An 18,824-nucleotide genomic window follows, 5' to 3' on the forward strand; every position below is an offset into this window, starting at 1 on the left:
TAGTTATACTATTATTTGGGTGCATTTGTAATTTAATATTTTAAGTACATAAAAAAAGGCATTACTACTTTATAAAAAGTAATAATGCCATAAATTATTGAAAACTGTTACTATATGTAATTAGTCGGTAGCTTCTTGTTTTAGTTTTTGTAATTGTTTTACTAACTCTTTATATCTGTTTTCTGCTTCTTGTCCAGGTTTTTGATCTGCATTACTAATCATATTTAATAAGTAAGATACTTGTGCAACAAACATTTGTTGAGGATAAATTACTTTATCATTCTTTAATAATTTTAAAACTTTTTTAGCTTTGTCAGACTTTTCTTTTTCTAATTTTGCTTGTAGTTTATTTGCTTCCGATAATAAATCGGTTACTTTTTGTTGAAAAGCAATTTGATTTACCAAATCTGTTTTTGTAAGTCCGTTTGCTTCAACTCTCGGATCCATTTTAATTTCAAAATCATGTTCAAAAGTTTGTTCATCAACCTTTAATTTTACTGTATACATTCCTGGTGCAACTAAAGGGCCTCTTTTAAAACTTCTTCTTTTGTTGCTAGACCAAGCACCTTTTTGACGCAAATCCCAATTAAAACGATTAATGCCTGCTTTGGTTTCTAGTTTTGTATCTACATACCTAAATACCTGACTTAAATTCATATCTTCTACCTCCTCTACTTTAGGAATTAGTTTTTTATCACTAATAATACTTGTTACAATATTTTTATTAGCATCTAAAATTTCTAATTCGATAGGTGCTTTGTTATCTTTTGGTAAATAATAATCGATGATAACACTTGTTCTTGGATATTGTGCTACACCTTTAGTTCTACCTACTTTAGGATAACGATAACGAATTGTATTATCTGGTTTAAATAAAACAGGTGTATCATTTAGTTCGTTTATTTTAAGATCTCTTAGCGCTGTAATGTTATCTAAAATCCAAAAAGAACGTCCCATAGTACTTAACACCAAATCTCCTCTAAATATTTTAATATCAGTAATTGGTGTTACCGGTAAATTTTGCTGAAAAGATTCCCAATTTTTACCGTCATCAAAAGATACAAACATTCCGTATTCAGTACCCGCATATAATAAACCTTCTCTAATAGGGTCTTCTCTTAACACTCTTGTATAATAATCATCCGGAATTCCGTTTGTTTCCGTAGAAATCAATTCCCAAGATTCACCATAATTTAAAGTTTTGTAGATATAAGGTTTTGCATCACCCAATAAATGTCTTTCTACAACAATATAAGCTTTTGCAGGATTATACTGTGAAGGTTCTACAGATTCTACTCGTCCACCTTTTGGCATTTTTTTAGGCGTTACATTTTTCCAAGTTTTTCCTCCATCTTTAGTAACAGAAATTACACCGTCATTAGAACCTGTCCAGATTAAACCTTCTTTTAATTTAGATTCTCTAATAGAATATAAAGTACTATAATATTCTTCTCCTGTGATATCTCTTGTAATCGGACCTCCAGAAATTACTTGTTTGTCTTCTTCAAAAGCCGTTAAATCAGGCGAGATGGTTTCCCAAATTTCTCCATCAGTCATTGTTTTGTGTAAATATTGAGATCCATGATATACTACATCAGGATTATGTGGAGAAACATGTATAGGAGCCACACGCTGAAAACGGTATTTTAAATCTTTAGGATTGTGTCCGTAAATATTTGATGCACCAACATAGTAACTTTTTTCTGTACCAGTTGTTTTATCAAACACAAAAAATCGACCTTTACAATTGGCATATACAATGTTTGAATTTCCTGGTTTAGGTACTGCTGGTCCGGTTTCGCAACCTCCTGTATTCATAATCCATCCTACTCCAGGATACTGAATGGCACTCGGTGGAAAACTAGGTACAGAAATAGTGCTACTATTGTCTTGTTGACCTGCGTACAACCAATAAGGATATTGATCGTCTACCTCTACTTGATATAATTCTGCCGTAGGTTGATTAAATTGCGTAGACCACGTTTTACCACCATTATGAGATATGTTTGCCCCACCATCATTGGCTTGTATTAATAAATTTGGGTCGTTTGGGTTTAACCATATATCATGATTATCTCCATGAGGGACACTCATTTTTTCCCAATTTTTTCCGCCATCTGTTGATTTTAATAAGGGATTGGCATTAGAAAACACAATGTCTGGATTGGTAGGATCTAATTCGATATTGATATAATAGAAAGGTCTGTTGACCAAACCACTATTGTTAGATACGTGTTTAAAAGACTTTCCTTGATCTACCGATTTATATAAACCGCCTTCTTTACCCGGTGCTTCGATAACAGCATACAAAATACTTGAATCTACAGGCGAAACCGCTAAATCTATTTTACCGATCAAACCTTTCGGCAATCCGTTTTCTAGTTTTACCCAATCTTTCCCTCCGTTAATGGATTTGTAGATTCCGCCTTCCTTATTTTCTCCACCCGAAATGATGGTCCAAGGTTTGCGTTCTGCTTTCCAAGCAGCAGCATATACAATCTCTGGATTGCTGGGTAGTATTTCTAAATCAGAAAAACCTACTTTATCAGAAATAAACAAAACCTTTTCCCAGTGCTTACCTCCGTCTGTGGTTTTAAAAATACCTCTTTGGCTGTTGGCTTTAAAGGCATTACCAATAGCAGCGACCCATACAATGTTATGATTGGTAGGGTCTATTTCTACTGCCCCAATTTGGCCCGCATCTTTTAAGCCGATGTCTTCCCAAGTTTTACCCGCATCAATCGATTTGTACACGCCTTTACCCGCAATAACATTGCTTCTTAATCCGTCTGACCCCGTACCCACATAAATTATGTTGGCATCGTTTACGGCTACTTCTATAGCACCAATAGAAGGTGAATCAAAATACCCATCGGATACGTTGTGCCAAGACACCCCATAATCTTCTGTTTTCCAAACTCCACCACCAGAAGCACCTAAATAAAAAGTACCTGCTATTTGTGGAGTTCCTGTTACTGTCGTTACTCTTCCTCCTCTTTCTGGCCCTACCGTTCTGTATTGAAAAGCATCAAAATCTTGAGCTTTACTGCCCAATGCCATCATTACAAAAAGAAGACTAATTTTTATCGTTTTAAATTTCATACTATCTGTTATTTGTCTTCTTTAATTAACTCATATCCTTGATTGATTCCTTTTTCTATAGCGGGTACACCACGTTCCATCCACATCGGTTTTTGTGCACCTTTTAAATAATAATCAAAAAATTGTGCCATACGGATGTTAAAATCAACTCTGTTTTGCATTTTTAATGGCCAATGTGGTTCTCCGTTATAATTTAGTAACCAAGAAGGTTTACCTAAACGACGTAAACTCATAAAAAATTCTATTCCCTGATACCATGGCACATGTCCGTCTGCATCATTGTGCATGATTAATAAAGGCGTATTAATTTTATCAATATTAAAAATAGGTGAGTTTTCGATATAACGTTGCGGATATTCCCAAGGCGTACCTCCTAATCTACTTTGTGTATGTTCGTATTGAAATTGTCTGCTTAAACCTGTCCACCAACGAATACCACCGTAAGCACTAATCATATTAGGAACCGGAGCACCAGATTCTGCCGCTTTAAAAATATTGGTTTTGGTTACTAAATACGCTATTTGGTAACCACCCCAACTATGCCCTTGCACACCAATATTGTCTTTATCTACAAATCCTTTGGCAATTTGTGCGGTAATACCAGGTAGTACACAATTTAAGGCACTTTCTCCAGGATAACCATCTCTATAAGAAATATCTGGATTAAAAATTAAATAACCACGACTCGCATAAAAAGGATAGTTAATTGTAGACCTACCGTAAGAAGGCGCTTTATATTTGTATACCCCATCAGAATTTCTTTCATAGAAATTCACAATCATTGGGTATTTTTTGTTAGGATCAAAATCTTCTGGTTTAATTAACATTCCTTTTAGTGGTTTTCCATCTAAAGACGTCCATTCTACCATTTCTACTGTTCCCCAATTGTATTCTTTTTGCTGCGAATTTGCATCTGTAATTTGTTTAGGAGATTTTAAGCTTGTATTTGTTATCCAGTAATTTGGAAAATCAGTAAAGTTTTCTTGTGTATACAACAACCTCTTTTTACGATCTTGTTGTGCCATTTTAAAGCCACCATAAGTATGACCACTTTCTACCAATTGTGTTACTTTATTTTGCTTTGGATTATATGTTGCAATTCCGCCAAATTTAGTCTCCTCATTAAAAGTTCTTAAAAACCAATTGTTTGTATTTGAGATTGATTTTTCTTCATCATCTAATTTTACATAACGATAGTTCGTATTCTTATCTCTACCGTTTGTCAATTTTTTAGACGCACCAGAATCAGGATCAAAAGCCCAAATATCATAACGGTCGTAAATTAATAATTTGTCATCATTTTCTGTCCACCCCATTGCTCTGTAACTTCTAGGATCATCCGGATAATCATGTAACTCATTATAGAACTGTTTTCCTTTTGTTAAATCTTTATATTTTAATGTTTTAAGATTATAAGTAAACCAAGTTGAATCTTTTCTAGAATATCCGTACAAATAGTTCCCTTTTGGGCTTATTCCATTTGCTCCATACACCTTTTTACCTAACATTGTTTTTTCTCCCGTAGATAAATCAACTCGCATTACATCCATTGCAGTTTGACCTGTCCATTGGCTTTCTAATTTATAAGGAGTATCATTAGCAATTACCGCATAATTAGAATTTCCTTCTTCTGCATAACGTACTACATCAAACTCAGGATTTGCAATTTGTACCATTTTATTTGTGGTAAAATCATATAAAGACAAAAATGCTTTTTTCTGATCTCTTTTTACTTGCATTTCTTGCACTGTATACAACCTTGGCTCATTATAAGTCCAAACTTCTACGTTCACAATTTCGTCCTCTATTAAGGTAGTATCTTTAACAATTGGAGGTTTTCTTAAACCAAAAAACAAACGTTCTTCATTTTTAGAAAACTGTAATTTTTGATCAGGTGACACTAATAATTTTGCTGAATTACTTTCTGAAACCACCAGTTCTTTTGCTTTGGTTTCTCCTTTTTGCCAACCTAATAAAATTGGTTTTTTAATCAAACTTTTGGTAGAATCTGCATCTACCACAAAACCGATGCGATTACCAGAATCAGAGATACCCATTTGTGGGTATTGGGTTTTGGCATGACTCTCAAAAATCAATTTAGAAGCGCCGTCTTTTACATTGTATTGGTATACACCGCTTTTAATTTTGTTTTTAATACCTGTAGTTGCGTAGGTAATTACTTTACCTTCTTTAGAAATGGCGTGTTTGGTTACAAATTTTAAAGTATCTTCTATGCCACTTTCTAGCTGACGTATGACCAAATGATATCCGTTTTTACTCGAAACCTTTTTTGCTTTTGTTTTTTTCTTTTTAGTACTCGTTTTAGGCTTTTCTTTTTTGCCTTTTTTTGGTGTTTCTTCTTCTAATTGATACGCTACAATTCCAGACCATTTTTCTGGAATGCTATAAGATTTTACATTAGCAATTTTCTTTACTTTTTCTTTACTGATATTAAAAATAACTAAAGTGTCTTTCGGGAAATCTTTCTTTTTAATCTTTTTACGTTTTAATTCTGTAATGCTATCTTTCCATGCATTTACAGAAAAAAGAACAAACTTAGAATCGAAAGTAAACTTGCCTCCCTTAGTTCTGTTATGAGACATTATTTGATTTCCTTTTGTACTTTTTAGATGTAAGGTTTCATCTTTTTCAGCTTTGTTTAATCCGTATAAAACATAATCCCCAGAATTGGATATGCTTACATTTTTAATTTGATTCCATAATGCCTTATCATTATGTTCCATTATTTTCTTTTGTGCATGTATAGAAACTGCTACAAAAAATAATAAAATTGTTGACAAAATTCTCATAAACTATATTATTTTGATTTGAGTTTGAAGTTAATTGAATATTTATTTTACTGGTAAAAAATCTTAGCTGTAATGATACTAATGTTCATTTAAAATAAACATTGTTTCAAAAAAGAAAGATTTTTTTAGTAATCGATTATCAATATTGGTGAAAGTACTTTTTACTATATTTTTACCTTATGGAATTGTAGGTTTCTAGTAAAATTAAGTGGAAATAATTGAAGTAAAGTTGTTTGCATAAGTTGGTAGTTTTGAATAAATTAATTACCACCAATTTAAGTAGTTTTTAACTAATTAGTACTGTTAATTAAGGTTATACTGTTAATTTTAACGCTTTTTAAAGAATACTTTAACATAAAAATCTCCCAATAAAAAATATAAATTTTATTGGGAGATTTTTCATCCCTATTATTTAATAGGGAATGCTTCTAAAATATAGTTTTTAGGCATGTTAATATTAGTTTGGCAAGTTTTATACCCAAATCCATTACATGATTTACATTGTTCTGTATTAGATCTATAAGTTGGTCTACTTCCAGATCCACCGCAACTAAGACAAGTAACTTTACCTGTAGTATTACAAGTATGGCAATAAATATATTCGATATAAGAATGTTCTAATTCCGTACAATGTTGAGAACTATCTATATTTACTTTTCTCCAAATTGTAAAATAGAGATAATAAAAAGAGTCGTAATCTTTATCTGATGGATTTGTTTTAAATTAATACGCTTAACTCTTTAATTAATAAGAGTCTAAGATATAAATATACATTTTAAAATGTAAAAATAAACACATTAAAATATTATTTATCAAGTACTTATATTTGTGTTACCTTTTAAAAAGTATTATTCTAATTGCTTTCTAATGTAGTCTACATCTAAATTTTGCAGTAATACTAATAAATTAGGATACATCTTTTGATGATAACCAAAAGGTCTATATTTAAATTCTGCTATAGCATCTTCTTTAGACCAATTTTCTATTACAATTCTGTAAGCCGCAATAACTGTTCCTGTTCTGTCTGATCCATGCCAACAATGTACTAAAACAGGTTGTTTTGCTTCTTTAATAATTTTTAAAGATTGAATGATTGTTTTTTCATCCATCTTTTTAGTTTTTGTAGAAATATATTCTAATTTTAAATCGGTTCCTTTGGCTTTTTTATTATCATTTCTTAACCTTCTTAAATTTAAGATGGTTTTTATGCCCATAGATTCTAATTCTTTAAAACCTTTTTTGCTAGGTTGCTCTGCTCTATATAAAACATCGTTCATTTTATATAAATTTTTAAAATATTTAGAGGGTACTTTTTCGTAATCAGTACCTTGTGCATTTGTTACTTGTATCATTGAAAAGCAGAATACAATAAATAAGCTATAAATTTTCATTTGTTTGTTTTTCTCTAAAAGACTCAAAAATGATACTAAACACTTTAAATTAAAGCTAATAATTTGTTAAAGTAATTTTCACTTTAAACTTGTGTAAAAATTATACCAAAATAGTAGTTCCTTTAGATGATTTAGTAGCATCTTCTTCATCAAAATAAAAATCAATACGACCTAAATTTACACCATAAGCTCCAACTTGATTTACCAACGTATTTTTTCCTTCACTGTTTTTTACAATTGTTGGTTTTGGTAAAAATGTATGTGTATGTCCACCAATAATTAAATCGATATCTTTTGTCGCTTTTGCTAAATTTAAATCAGATATTTTATCTGGATTATTTTTATAATAATATCCTAAATGCGATAGGCAGATAATTAAATCGCATTTTTCTATATTTTTTAATTGATTTGTAATGTCTTGTGTAATTTCTACAGGATCTAAATAGCCTGTTTCTTTGTACATTTTTTTTCCAACCAAACCTTCTAACTCAATACCTAAACCAAAAATTCCGATTTTAATATCATCTTTAAACAGCACTTTATAAGGTTTTACATGCGTATCTAAAACCGTGTTTTTAAAATCGTAATTTGCAGAAACAAAATCGAATTTTGCATTTGGCAATTGTTTGTATAAACCTTCTATAGAATTATCAAAATCATGATTACCAATAGTAGCAACATCATATTTTAAAGTACTCATCAACTTAAACTCCAGTTCTCCTCCAAAATAATTAAAATAAGGAGTTCCCTGAAAAATATCTCCAGCATCTAAAAGCAGCGTGTTTTTGTTTTCTTGCCTTATTTGTTCTATCAAAGTGGCACGTCTGGCAACTCCTCCTCTGTTAGGAAATCGAGTATCATTTGCTTTAAAAGGTTCTATATGACTATGCGTATCATTAGTGTGTAAAATGGTAATATGTTTTTGTTTTTTAGCTGTAAACGATGGCATTGTTAAACCACCTACTAAAGCCAATGTAGAAACTGCTCCGGTTTGTTTTATAAAACTTCTTCTTTTCATTTTATTTAATAATTACACGGTTATCAATTGTACTTTGTAAAGTATCTACTTTTTTAAAATAATCAATTATGGCATCTCTCATCTTATAGTCTAAAGTAGTTAGTTTTATAGGATTTTTAAAGAAATTCATTTTATCTCCACCACCTTGCAAATAATCGGTAGTTAATACATTATAAGTTCTATCTTTATCAAAAGTTTCTCCATTAATTTTTAACTTATAATCTTCATCAGAAATAGTTAAGTTTATATTTTTTGATAAAGGGTGCGCTGCTTTATTTTTAATAAAATAAGTAACCAATTCCGTTATTTTATTACCAGTAAGTTCTACAACAACCAACTCATTATCAAAAGGCATTAACTTAAAAGCGTGTTCTTTTGTGATGTTTCCTGACGGAAGTGTTGCACGAATTCCACCACTATTAAACATCGAAAAATCAATATTTGTATTTGTTTTTTTGTTAAAAATAGGATTGGCAACTTCCACACATAAATCTGCTAATAAATTACCCAAATTACTTTGTCTATTCGTTGCTTTTTTGGTAAAACTAATAGTAGAATACGACAAAGCCTCTTGCATGTCTGCAGTAAGTTCTTCTTTGTAAGGCGCAATCATATTGTCTATGGATTTTGATGGCACAAGCAAACTATCAATACCAATATTTTTTGCTGTTATTTTTGTTAGCTGGTTATTTGCTTTTTTACAAGAAGTTAGTAAAATTAAACAGCAAATAAAATGTGATATTTTCATGGAATTCATATTTGTGGGAAAGCTAATAATTTTAAAAATAATAGACTTATTTTATTCAACTAAAATTGCTTTACAATCTGTTAAAATATAATTGAAATGTTCTACATCATCTTGATTCAATTTTAAAACACCTGTTACTGCAATAATATCGTCTGTTTTAAAATTAGGTTTTTCTATAAAATGGAGTTCAATTGCAGTTTCTGGACCTCCTTGTCCGCAGAAAAAACAAGAAGACATTGGTCCTTTTGATAAAATATATATTTTTTGTTCTGGAGCAATGTTTAAAAAATACCCTTTAACCGTAATCGTTTTTCCTTCTAAGGCTTTTACGGGAGCCAAAAAAGTAGGATACATAAACGTATCGTCATAAGCTACAAAATATTTGTCTGTAAAGGTCACTTTTGCCAAATCTTGCCAAGTAACTATTTGCTGACTAAAAATACAGTAACTAAATATAAAAAATACTAAGAATAAAAGTTTATTTCTCATTACTTAAAATTGTGGAGATGTTCATCTTTATAATCGGGTAGATTGCCAATAAAACAGCTACAATGACCATTGTAAAAATCAGAATAACTATTTCTAAGAAATCATTAAAAGGTAATTGCTGTAATATATTTTGTTGATAATTAGTTTTAACAGAGTTTATTACAAAATAAAAACCTAGTTTAATAAAAGTAACACCTAGTAAAAAAGCAACAAAAACAATAAACATACCTTCGTAAAAAACCATTTTAATCAACTGAAAATTGCTTGCTCCGTAAGTACGTAAGATTGCTAAATCGAAAGTACGTTCTTTTACCATTTTATATAAACTTGTAAAAATTGTTAAGCAAGAAATGATTAGAATTAAATAGGCAATCCAATTAACGGTCTCAAAACCTATACTTATATAATCGTATAATTTATTTAACTCGTAGATTGGTAAAGCCGCTTGCAGATTGGTACTTTCATTAATTTTTCTAGGCAAGCTTAAAAGTGCTCTTTTACTTTTAAAAGTAATTAATAAAGAAGTTATTTCTTTGTCTTCATCATGGTTTTCATGAGCGTGATCAGTATGTATTTTTTCTTCTTCGTGATGATGTACGTCCCAAATGCTTTCTAAATTGGTAATTATTAAACGGTCTATTACTTTTTCTGTAGGTTTTAAAATACCAACTACCGTTAATTTATCTGTATGAACATCTATACTATTTTCTATCAATCCATGAGCACTTAAAAAAGTATCGCCAATATTTAAATGCAGTTGTTTTGCAACATTGGCTCCCAACACAACTTCCATCGTTTTATTTACAAACCTACCTTTTTGTAGCCCTGCATTGTAAATATTTAAATATTCTTTGATGGTTCCTACAATTCTAAAACCTTTATAATTATCACCATAAGAAATAGGAATCACCGATTTAATCATCGGGTTTTTACTTATTTTGTTCGCTTCTTCATAAGAGATATTTCCTGTAGGATTGTCCAAATGCAATACCGATGCTAAGACCAATTGCAACGGACTTCCCTTTGCCCCTATAACTAAATCTATGTTACTTATATTGTTTTCTATTTGATTTTTAAAAGAAGCTTTTAATTGTTGTATACCTAATAAAAGCGCTATACTTAGTGTTAATATAAATACACTTAAAAAAGTATATAAGGGTTTAGACTTGATGTTTTTTAAACTAATTCTCCAAATTCTCATAATTTAATGGAATTTTTAAAGAAAGGTTTTACTCTATGGTCATGCGTAATAACAATTAAATTCGCGTTGGTTTTTACTGCTTGTTGTATCAGTAAATCCATAACAATTTTACAGTTTTCGTCGTCTAAACTAGACGTTGGTTCATCTGCTAAAATAATTTTTGGTTTGTGTATGACTGCTAAAGCAATGCCTAAACGTTGTAATTGCCCTTCACTAAGGGTGTTTATTTTCTTGTTTTTACATGCAGATAACTCTAATTGCTCTAATAGAGTTTCAATTTCTTTATTACTAACTTTCTTTTTACCAAAATAAAGACGTGCTTTTAAGTTTTCTAAAACATTTAAAGATTGTATTGCATGTTTTTTCTGAAAAACCAATCCAATATGTTCTCCTCTAAAAGTATCTAATTTTGACTGAGATAATTTATTGATATCAATATCACTAATAACAACATTTCCTTTTACGGGTTGCAACAAACCCGCTAATAAATGCAACAAAGTAGTTTTACCAATTCCTGATTTCCCTACGATTAACAAGTTTTCTTGTTGTTGTAAAGTAATGTCCGGAAAACTAAAAACAGGCGTTTTTTTAGTGTATTTAAAGGTAAGACTACTTGTTTTTAGCATTGTTAAAATATTTATTTACTTTTTCTATATTTTTAAAATAAGGTTTGTAAAAGAGCATTATTGTAATAAAACCATTCCTTTTCTTTTTACTTTAATTTTATAATTAAGCATTGCTAATAGTATAAATATTAAAGAAACTATGAGTAAAATAAACATAGATGATAATAAATGATTTGTTGTATTGGCAGCATAAGTAAAGCTTGGTAATTCTTTATACATGCTCTTTTTAAATGTTTTATTATTATACAATAAAGGAACAAAATAAGTTCGCCAATCTTCTGCAAAAGCAGTTACCTGATTTTGATAATTAGTATAGTCTTGTTTTGTGGTACCCGCCATAGTACCTAATGCACTTTGGGTAATAATTGCAGGAGAAATCCACTGAAATTTAGAAACCCAAGCTTGTTGTTGTGCTAACTTTTCTTCATAATTAGTTAAAAGAGGTTCTAATTCTTCTTTAATTAATTTTTGTGATGCAATATACTTGTGCCAATAGGTGCGAGATTGAGTACTATCGTTTATAGCATATTCTGGATGATCTCTTAAAAAATTATTAAGTATTTCATCTTGCTTTTTAGTTGCTTCGGCTTTGTGTTCTCGTAATTCATTTATCATTTCTGTTCTTGGCGGAATTGGATAAAAAACATCTCCTGTTTGACTGATCACAGAAGGAATTAACAGTACAAAAACAATCCATAACCCTAATAGAGATAAAGCATTTTTAGCTGATTTGGCACTGTTAATATTAATTACAAAAGCCAAACTAAACCAAAATAGCATGTAGCAAAACACCAATCCTAAAAAGGATAAAAAACTAACCAAAGGTACAGTAGCATACAAAACAAATACAATTGCAGAAACCACCATAATTATTAAAGACATGCAAAAGAAACGAAGTATCAATTTTTGCAATACCCATTTTCTAATAGATATGGGTTGAGAGGCTAACAAACGTAAAGTACCTCTTTCTTTTTCTTCAGATAAAACATTATACGAAAAAGCAATGATAATTAACGGAAGAAGATACACAATAACAAACATTAGATCAAAACTTCCAAAAAGTAACTGTATCGGACTTGTCATTTCTGTATAATTCAACGCAAAATCATCTCCAGAAACAGTAGGTGTTACATAATGCGTAAAAATATCACTTTGCCCTACAGCTAAAAACCCCATATTACTAGGATCCATCGCTGCAACTCTAGGATAATAATTACCTATTGCAATAGGACTTGTTGGGTTTTTCCAACGAGAAACATTTACTGCCATTCCATTTTCTATGGAATCTAAAAGAGCAATTATTTTCTTGTCTGAAGCTTTTTCAATTTCTCTTGCTTGTACAATTTGTGCTTTTCTTTTTGCTATTTTAAGCTCACCATTAAAGGCTGCAAAAACAAATAACCCTAATAAAAGCAAACTAATTAGTTGAACCCAACGACTACGTAAGAGTATTTTTAGTTCATATTTAAAATTATAGTATAACATATGATTTTAATATTTTTTATGTTTAAAAAAGAATAATAAACCAGTGGTAAAAATTACCCAAGCCAATAAAACAAGCACACTTGTTTTCTGTTGTTGTAAAACAGTAGCTAACTTAATAGGTTGATATTTAAATTTTGATAATTTTTTCCAAGTATCTGATTTTGCTAAATAGTTCCACTCTCCTAGTTTTGAGTTATTCGCAAAATTATCGTTTAAAAACTTTTGACTTAAAATTCTATAATCTTCTGAGGCATCAGCAAAATCCCAATGTGCATAATAATCTGTACGTGCAATACCCATTGATAAAAAACGTGCTGGTAAAAACGGAGAAATAATAGCAAGCGTATTATAGGTATCTGCTTGCTTTTGAAACTGTTTTTTTAATATCTGATAATTATTTTTATATATTTTGGCTTGATATTCTTCTCCCTTTTGCATACGATAAGCATCATAATTAAAAGGTAATTTGTGCAAACTATCTACACCGTATTTATCTAAAACCTCTTTTTCTAGTTTTTTGGCTTCTTCATTCCAAGGATTGTGGCCGTCCAACCCTTCTTTTTTAGCTTCTAAAATATGTGTAGCAAACTCTTGATGCGTTGGATATGGATATTTAGATTCTGCAAAATTACTTGCAACTTTAGGTGTTATTAGGCAAGAAACAATCCAAATACCTAAAGATATTACCAATGAAACTCCAGATTTTTTGACCTGTTTAGAAATAAAAAGTACAATATTGATAAATACTGAATAATATATTAAGTACACTAAAAGTAATAATAACAAAGAAGACAAGCTAAAAGCTGTATAACCTTCAATTGAAGAAAGTAAAAGTCCAGAAATACCAAATAAAAATGTTGTAATAATAAATATTGGTAAGAAAATAGCGATCCATTTACCTGCTATTAGTTTCCAAAATACAACACCTTGGCTTTTTAATAAAGCCATTGTTTCCATTTCTCTTTCTTTGGTAACGCTATTATATCCTATTAAAATGATTAAAAGAGGAATGATAAAAAGTAAAATAAAATCTGGTGAAAGCACCCCAAAACGTGCCAATCCTGTTTGATCTGCAACACTACTGTATTGTGCTTCATTACGTTTATGTGCTTCTAAAAAGATAGAAGTTCCCGTATATGTGTTTACACCTTGATCTAGTAAAGAAAGAGGATATTTTGGCTTAAAAACATACGTACCATAATGTGCAGCAGAATGCGGATTTTTTTCTCCTTGATTTTCCCATACAGCTCGTTCTTCTGTTTTTGCTGCATCAACTTCTTCTATCGATTTTTTATATTGATTATTACTTATCCAAACAGAAACAATCAATAACAACAATACAATAACTCCAGAAATTTTTATACGTCCATCTCTAAAGAGTTCTTTGATTTCTTTTTTAAATGTTTTTTTAATCATGATTAAAGCTCTTTACAATCATGGTTTTAAGATATACTTGCTCTAATTCTGAAAGAGAAATGTCTTTAGAAACAAATTGCTCTAATAATTTTCCGTTTTTCATAATTCCGATATTTGTTGCTATTTCTTTGGCTCTAAAAAGATCGTGCGTAGCCATTAATATGGCAACATTATTCTTTTTAAGGTTTTGTAATAACAATCCAAACTCATTACTTGCTTTAGGATCTAAACCAGATGTAGGTTCATCTAATAATAATACTTTGGCTTGTTTAGCTAGTGCGATAGCAATACCTACTTTTTGTCGCATTCCTTTAGAAAAAGCATTTGTACGTTTGTAAAAAGCATCAGACTGTAAACCCGCTTGAGATAAAAGGGTTTCTAACGCTTCCTTTTTTAAATTTTGACCACCAATACCAGAAAAATAATCAAGATTTTCCATGGCAGTAAGTGTTGGATATAGCATTAAATTTTCTGGGATATAAGCAATATCTTTTTTTGTTTCTAGGTTCTTTTTATCTACATTTTTACCATTAATAAAAGCGGAACCTGAAGTTGCTTTTAAAAACCCAAGTAGTAAATTAATTGTTGTAGATTTTCCTGCACCATTAGCTCCTAAAAGACAATAAATCTCTCCTGATTTAACATGTAAGGATAATTGATCTAAAGCAACAAAATCATCATATTTTTTTGTTAGTTTTTCTATTTTAATCATTTGATTTATTTTTTAATTATACTTTTATTAACTAGTTATTGGCCATTGATCCTCTTTTGGAAAAGAGTTGTTTTTCCATATTTCTTCCTCTGCTTCTGTTAGTAAACAGTTATTTAATTGGGCTATCATTTTTTCTTTTTCTAGATATTGGCCTATAAAAACCAACTCGATTTTTCTATCTCCGTATTCAATACTCCAATCTTGTTCTATTTCCTCTTTATTCTCCATAAAAACAGCAGAACCAATACGTTCTCCAAAAGACATAGAAGCCCACCAAACTCCTGCTGCATCTGCTTTACAAGAACCACCAGCAGAACTCCATAATAATGCTTGGTCTGATCTGGATGCTAACCAAAATAAGCCTTTACTACGTATAATGTTTTGAGGGAATTCTGTATTTAAATAGTTTAAAAAACGATTAGGATGAAATGGTTTTTTAGTTCTAAAAACAAAAGAATTAATTCCGTATTCTTCTGTTTCTGGCACATGCTCATTTTCTAATTCTTTTAACCAACCAGCAGAAGCTTCTGCTTTTTCATAATCAAACAAACCTGTGTTTATTACACTTTGTAAAACCACCTTAGATTTTTCCGTAGTAATAATGCTTGCATCTGGGTTTAATTTTTGGATGATAGCACGTAGTGTTTCTATTTCATTTTTTGTGACCAAATCTATTTTGTTAAGGATAATAACATTAGCAAATTCTATTTGATCCGTTAACAAATTTACAATGGTTCTATTGTCACCTTCAATATCGGTAAGTTCTCTTGTAGTCAAATAATCTGAACTAGAGAAATCTTTTAAAAAGTTAAAAGCATCTACCACTGTTACCATAGTGTCTATGAAACTAAACTTACTTAAATCTATTTTTCCATCTTCACTTTCAAAAGAAAACGTTTGTGCTACGGGTATAGGTTCACTAATTCCGGTGCTTTCTATCAACAAATAATCAAATTTGTTTTGTGCAGCGAGTTTTTCTACTTCTACCATTAAATCTTCTCTAAGTGTACAGCAAATACATCCGTTAGACATTTCTACCAATTTCTCTTCGGTTCTAGAAAGTGTATTTTCATTTTCAATAAACTGAGCATCCACATTAACTTCGCTCATATCATTTACAATAACAGCGACTTTTAAACCTTCTTTGTTATGTAAAATATGATTTAATAATGTAGTTTTTCCAGCTCCTAAAAAGCCACTTAAAACGGTTACAGGTAATTTTTTCATAGGTTAATAGTTTTGTATAAAAACCTTCATATTGATTAAACAGAATTACTCAATAAGAAGGTTTTTAAAAGAACTTCTAATATTTTTTTAGAACGATTTTATACTCTAAAATCCATTTATTTCAAACTCTATATATTTAAATGTACTTCTGTTATACGTAATATTAGTATAAACAACACCATAATAATACGTTCCATTCTCCCAAGCTTTACCATCGGTTATAGCATAAGAATCTGGTAAATTATTGTCTTCTTCTGCTCCTATTTTAAGAATAGGTCCATAAAGCCAATGACCTGTATCTCTATTGTTTTTTAAAATAAAAACTTCTTCTTCTTCTGCAGAATGCTCTATATATTCTGTAACAATAGCTTTAGAAAAATCAATAGCTTCTATAGTTTCTGGTTTGTGATTATAACTTTTCTTTATCAATAAGCCATACATAATTCCATCTCCTTTTACACTTCCTATTTGCATTGCTGACCAAATAGATTCATCTTTACTAAAAAATGTTTCCTCAGAATTTTTGAATTCACCATTATTGTAAAAACTATTAAACCCAGATGTTCCATCTACATCTATTTTATCTATTCCGAATACGCTTACATAAGGATTTACTTCAGGATAATCGTCTGCATCGATTAAAGTAATTTCTCCAATCTCTTCTAAACTTGTTCCGTTTTGATCATTAGCGGTTATTATAAAATCATATATTCCTTTGGCTGCATCTGCAGGTATATCAAAATGCCTGTGTAGGCTAGCATTTTTAAGTCCTTCAATTCTTTCTGTAAAAACAATTTCAAAAGACCAATCATGAGAATAAGTCTCATCTGCTTTTTGTACTATATTTATTTGAACATTTTCAAGTAAATCTCCGGCTAAAACTTCTGCATTAAAATGGAAATCTTCGTCAAGTACACCTATTTGATTATGGTGTAAACCAATTTCTACTTCAGAAATAGATGGTATCGGTAAAATAACGTCTTCTTTATCATTGCTACACGCAGCAAATATTAATATTAAAAAAAATGATGGTAATAATAAAAACTGAAAATTATATTTTAATTTTAAAGTCATCCTAATTTCTATATTTATTTTAAAATTTTTAGTGGTAATTTAAAAAACGGTGCCAGAAAATAATTTCTGACACCATTAACAACATCAACAAACTAATCCATAAATTCAAACATGATGTTGTAAACTATTTATTTTTAAATTCTTATTCTATAATTTTTATATCTACAGATGTTCTAGATTGCCAACCTGTTGCGTCTGTTACAGAAAACGCACAATGATAATCACCTGTATCTATATCTTCTGGTATTGTAATAGAAACATTAATTTCATAATTCATTAAACTTCCTTCAATAGAATAATTTTCTATAAAAATTAATGGATTTATAGCATTTTTTATGTCTTCTAAACTACAAACAGCGGTTTGATCATCATGGGTATGATGATCAAAATTATGATGAATATCAATACTATAAGAAGCTAGTTCTTGATTATCTGTAACCATTGCTCTAAAATCATACGTTTCTCCTCTTGTTAATGATGTACAACCTTGAGGGAATCCTTCTGTATAATCAACGCTAATAGTTGGTTTTTCTTCATCTATTTCAATATTATCACTACCCGAACAAGCAGTTATAAGTGTTAAAATGGATAGGAAATAAAAATATTTTAATGTAAATTTCATTCTGTACTTTTTAAACCACATTGTATATAACTTTACAATGTGGTATTATTTTCTTTAATTAAGAAGCCGTAACATCTATATGAGTTTCATACTCTTTTGTGTTACCATCTTCATCTTCTACTGTAAAAGTAATGTGGTATTCTCCTGCTGGTGCTGTAGCCGGAACATCGATATGTTCATGGAATTCTACTTCAGTTTCTTCGTGATAACCTTCTAAAAATTCTTCTTCAAAATCCCACTCTACTTCTCCGTCTGCAGGTGTTATATCGTGTGCATGAACATCAACACTAATACTATGTATACCGTTTACTGCATCAATCATAAATTCTGTATGAAAATCATCTCCTCTAACAACTTCACTGTCTATAGAAATGTCGCTTAAAGTAATTACATCTAAAATATCAATATGTCCTTCTACTTCTGTCACATTTCCTAACTCATCTGTAACTATTAATTCTATATGGTATTCTCCTGCAGGTGCAGTAGCCGGAATATCAATATGCTCGTGAAAACTTGCATTAATCACTAAGTAATTTGCATCTGTATATACTTGTTCAAAATCCCATTCTTCTTCGTTATCACCTACTTCTAAATCGTGTGCATGAATAGAAATTTCTATACTACTTACAATTGCTTCTGCGTAAATTTCGGCTTCTAAATGTAGGTCAGATCCTTTGTAAGCATAAGCTTCTTCCTCCTCATCATGATCATCATCATCATGGTCATGATGTCCTTCTCCATACTCGAAATCAGAAATTACTGGTGCTGCTAAATTTACAGGATCATCATCACTACTACAAGATTGAAATGACAAGGCGAAAAAAGCAATTACTGCTAAAATTTTAAACTTTGATTTGTTAATTTTTGTTTTCATTTGTGTTAATTTTAATTTGATTACTGAAT

General features: G+C 30.3%; 15 protein-coding genes. All 15 read right to left on the reverse strand.

The annotated features are described in order from the left end of the window. Positions 1–120 precede the first annotated feature (120 nt). Entirely contained in the window at positions 121–3,102 is a 2,982-nt protein-coding gene (locus tag ACJJVY_RS02790) for a WD40/YVTN/BNR-like repeat-containing protein (RefSeq protein WP_405604900.1), read from the reverse strand. An 8-nt stretch (positions 3,103–3,110) separates the two neighbouring features. Then, positions 3,111–5,912, reverse strand: coding sequence for an alpha/beta hydrolase family protein (locus tag ACJJVY_RS02795; RefSeq protein ID WP_405604902.1), 2,802 nt, complete (start codon positions 5,910–5,912; stop codon positions 3,111–3,113). 848 nt (positions 5,913–6,760) lie between these two features. Further along, positions 6,761–7,264 carry a dual specificity protein phosphatase family protein gene (locus ACJJVY_RS02800; RefSeq protein WP_405604904.1) on the reverse strand — a complete coding sequence of 168 codons (504 nt, stop codon included), beginning with the start codon at positions 7,262–7,264 and terminating at the stop codon, positions 6,761–6,763. Between the two features lie 139 nt (positions 7,265–7,403). Then, on the reverse strand, positions 7,404–8,321 hold the full coding sequence (locus ACJJVY_RS02805) for a bifunctional metallophosphatase/5'-nucleotidase (protein ID WP_405604906.1): 918 nt from the start codon (positions 8,319–8,321) through the stop codon (positions 7,404–7,406). A 1-nt stretch (position 8,322) separates the two neighbouring features. Beyond that, the gene (locus ACJJVY_RS02810) at positions 8,323–9,069 is read right to left on the reverse strand and encodes a 5'-nucleotidase C-terminal domain-containing protein (RefSeq protein WP_405604908.1); all 747 of its coding nucleotides are present in this window, start codon (positions 9,067–9,069) and stop codon (positions 8,323–8,325) included. Between the two features lie 51 nt (positions 9,070–9,120). Continuing rightward, positions 9,121–9,558 (reverse strand): hypothetical protein, encoded by a 438-nt coding sequence (locus ACJJVY_RS02815; RefSeq protein ID WP_405604910.1) that lies wholly within the window; start codon positions 9,556–9,558, stop codon positions 9,121–9,123. Beyond that, on the reverse strand, positions 9,548–10,759 hold the full coding sequence (locus tag ACJJVY_RS02820; RefSeq protein WP_405604912.1) for an ABC transporter permease: 1,212 nt from the start codon (positions 10,757–10,759) through the stop codon (positions 9,548–9,550). The genes ACJJVY_RS02815 and ACJJVY_RS02820 overlap by 11 nt, the downstream gene beginning before the upstream one ends. After that, positions 10,756–11,385 (reverse strand): ABC transporter ATP-binding protein, encoded by a 630-nt coding sequence (locus ACJJVY_RS02825; RefSeq protein ID WP_405604915.1) that lies wholly within the window; start codon positions 11,383–11,385, stop codon positions 10,756–10,758. The genes ACJJVY_RS02820 and ACJJVY_RS02825 overlap by 4 nt, the downstream gene beginning before the upstream one ends. A gap of 57 nt (positions 11,386–11,442) precedes the next feature. Continuing rightward, a complete protein-coding gene (locus tag ACJJVY_RS02830; RefSeq protein WP_405604918.1) occupies positions 11,443–12,870 on the reverse strand; it encodes a DUF3526 domain-containing protein in 1,428 nt (475 codons plus the stop codon). Positions 12,871–12,876: 6 nt separating this feature from the next. After that, positions 12,877–14,286 (reverse strand): ABC transporter permease subunit, encoded by a 1,410-nt coding sequence (locus tag ACJJVY_RS02835; RefSeq protein WP_405604920.1) that lies wholly within the window; start codon positions 14,284–14,286, stop codon positions 12,877–12,879. Continuing rightward, on the reverse strand, positions 14,279–14,998 hold the full coding sequence (locus tag ACJJVY_RS02840) for an ABC transporter ATP-binding protein (RefSeq protein WP_405604922.1): 720 nt from the start codon (positions 14,996–14,998) through the stop codon (positions 14,279–14,281). Before ACJJVY_RS02840 ends, ACJJVY_RS02835 begins: the two co-directional genes overlap by 8 nt. A gap of 27 nt (positions 14,999–15,025) precedes the next feature. After that, positions 15,026–16,225 (reverse strand): GTP-binding protein, encoded by a 1,200-nt coding sequence (locus ACJJVY_RS02845; protein ID WP_405604924.1) that lies wholly within the window; start codon positions 16,223–16,225, stop codon positions 15,026–15,028. Positions 16,226–16,330: 105 nt separating this feature from the next. After that, positions 16,331–17,299, reverse strand: coding sequence for a DUF4625 domain-containing protein (locus ACJJVY_RS02850; protein WP_405604926.1), 969 nt, complete (start codon positions 17,297–17,299; stop codon positions 16,331–16,333). Positions 17,300–17,441: 142 nt separating this feature from the next. Then, positions 17,442–17,921, reverse strand: a complete 480-nt coding sequence (locus ACJJVY_RS02855; RefSeq protein ID WP_405604928.1) for a DUF4625 domain-containing protein — start codon at positions 17,919–17,921, stop codon at positions 17,442–17,444. A gap of 58 nt (positions 17,922–17,979) precedes the next feature. Continuing rightward, positions 17,980–18,795 (reverse strand): DUF4625 domain-containing protein, encoded by an 816-nt coding sequence (locus ACJJVY_RS02860; RefSeq protein WP_405604930.1) that lies wholly within the window; start codon positions 18,793–18,795, stop codon positions 17,980–17,982. Positions 18,796–18,824: the final 29 nt, after the last annotated feature.

This window comes from Polaribacter sp. Asnod1-A03, assembly GCF_045063585.1.
Lineage (GTDB): Bacteria > Bacteroidota > Bacteroidia > Flavobacteriales > Flavobacteriaceae > Polaribacter.